3 protein-coding genes are annotated in these 1,936 nt (G+C 51.4%); 1 reads left to right on the top strand and 2 read right to left on the bottom strand.

Annotated features, from left to right (window positions below; genetic code table 11):
- Nucleotides 1-371, top strand: a 371-nt coding sequence (locus tag BMZ02_RS19090; protein ID WP_171909999.1) for a hypothetical protein, incomplete at its 5' end; no start/stop codon positions are given.
- Between the two features lie 413 nt (nt 372-784).
- On the opposite strand, the gene BMZ02_RS18930 is transcribed toward BMZ02_RS19090, so the two are convergent.
- Nucleotides 785-1,663 (bottom strand): hypothetical protein, encoded by an 879-nt coding sequence (locus BMZ02_RS18930; RefSeq protein ID WP_139209275.1) that lies wholly within the window; start codon nt 1,661-1,663, stop codon nt 785-787.
- A 78-nt stretch (nt 1,664-1,741) separates the two neighbouring features.
- On the bottom strand, nt 1,742-1,936 hold a 195-nt coding region (locus BMZ02_RS19150; protein WP_091646597.1), incomplete at its 5' end, for a hypothetical protein.

Raw genomic sequence — 1,936 nt, 5'->3', positions numbered from 1 at the left:
TTGCTACGGTCCATGTACCAGCTATAGAAGGCCATCGCCTCATCCGGAAAGTCCTCGTTCAACGTTATCAAACGCAGATCACTTGGCCTGAAGGCTTTTATAGCCTTGAAAACACCGCCGTACATCTTTGGCGTGTAGAAGTTCACAATTACGAGATTTTCCCACGGGACCTCGTCGTAACCACGAAAACCAATCGGCGGGAGAGCGACAACACCTCTTTCTCTATCAAAGGTCACGACATGGTGGCGTCGTTTACCGAAAAGCCTGAGGAAGACGTGACACACAGAGAGAGAAGAAAGAAAAAGCGAGTGAAAACCAAAAACAAAGAGAACAGAAAAAACAAAAAAAGAAGAAGCATGAAAAAAGACTGATACAAAACAACGCGCTCATGAAAGATATTGTTATGTAGCACCTCATAAGTAGGAAATATAAAAATATACACACCCAAAATAACGAAAACAGAAAACACAATAACGAAGAAGGAAGCAAGAAAGGAGTCGTTACGGTAAAGGAATTCGACTCGCTTGTCGTCTGCCCGCCCCCCATGACTGCCGAAAGACTCCCTCTCCCGATCAGCGAGATCTAGACTTGGCAACTTGCTTGCGGATTTACACAACGACTTTTTTGATCGCACATGCCGCACGAGCCTCCAACCCCATGTTGCCCGCCTCAACCACGTTGGCAGCTGCCCGAAATCGAACATTTTCGCCACTCCTTGGCTACAAGCCCGCTACTACAATGTTCTGCCGTTCTCACGAGACATCAAAACGACTCAAGCCCTGTCTCATTGCTCCGCGCGAATGCCAAATGCATCACCACGCCAGGCGCCACCCATACGTCTGTCGGTCAACGACGCCGGAAACTGCCGCACCACCTCCGGACCGAACTCGCGAAGACGGCGCTCCTCGTCACGCTCGCGGTAGGGGTCGAACACTTCATCCGGCGGCAGCGGCTTACTCCGGTCCATGTACCAGCAACAAAGCGCCCAGAACTGCTCCCGGTCCGGCCAGTCACCGTCAATGGTGACCGCCTTATGGTCACCGGGGCGTAACGCCTTGATGAGCTTATGCGCCCCGCCATGGGGCTTGGGCACACCAGCATCGCAGACAACAAGATCTTCCCAATCCACCGTTTCGTACTCCCCCCGGCCCACAGGGGGCAGCAACACCTGGCCTTTCTCTCGGTCAAAGACAATTCGAAGGGCGGGTTCGCCCCTTCCTTTCCGGACCAAACGAGATTTTAATATATGGAAACACAACCAAGAATAATAGGAAACCAATAACGCTATTATAGCCATAACCAGGGAGACGGAAACAAGAATAAGAACAGTCAAGTAGTTAATATCATCCGAAGCATGGTAATACAATACCCTCCCATCAAGAACAGAAGAGGTGACGCTATAAAGCCCAAAATAAGCCATAACAAGAAAAATGCTACACAAAAAAACTCCACCAACAACCTCAAGCCAATAATCACCAACCCAAGGAACCTCCAAGACCTTATCGTTTACGCGAAACGACCCCCCATGATATTTATGATATTCACCAAGACCGAGTCCGATCTTCGATGGGACGTAAACAGGCCTCTTTGAACGCGCACGCTTGGCAATAACCATACGTAACCACCACCGCGCAACAGGCTTCGGCAGCTGTGCAAAATCCATTGCTTTCCTTTCCTCTCCCTGGCTCTGTACCTCACCATACAGAGCCGCTAGCGACACCCGATCAGGACAAACAGCGCTCTATCGGAATCCAGCCATCCCCATTCGAGTAACCAGGCGCGTGCCGGGTCCGGTCAACGATGCAGGAAACTGCCGAACCACCTCCGGACCGTACTCGCGCAGCCGCCGCTCTTCGTCACGCTCACGGTAGGGGTCGAACACCTCATCCGGCGGCAACGGCTTGCTACGGTCCATGTACCAGCTATAGAAGGCCAT

This window comes from Aquisalimonas asiatica (genome assembly GCF_900110585.1).
Lineage (GTDB): Bacteria > Pseudomonadota > Gammaproteobacteria > Nitrococcales > Aquisalimonadaceae > Aquisalimonas > Aquisalimonas asiatica.
The sequence above is the reverse complement of the archived record's forward strand: the minus strand, read 5'-3'. Positions and strand labels throughout refer to the sequence as shown.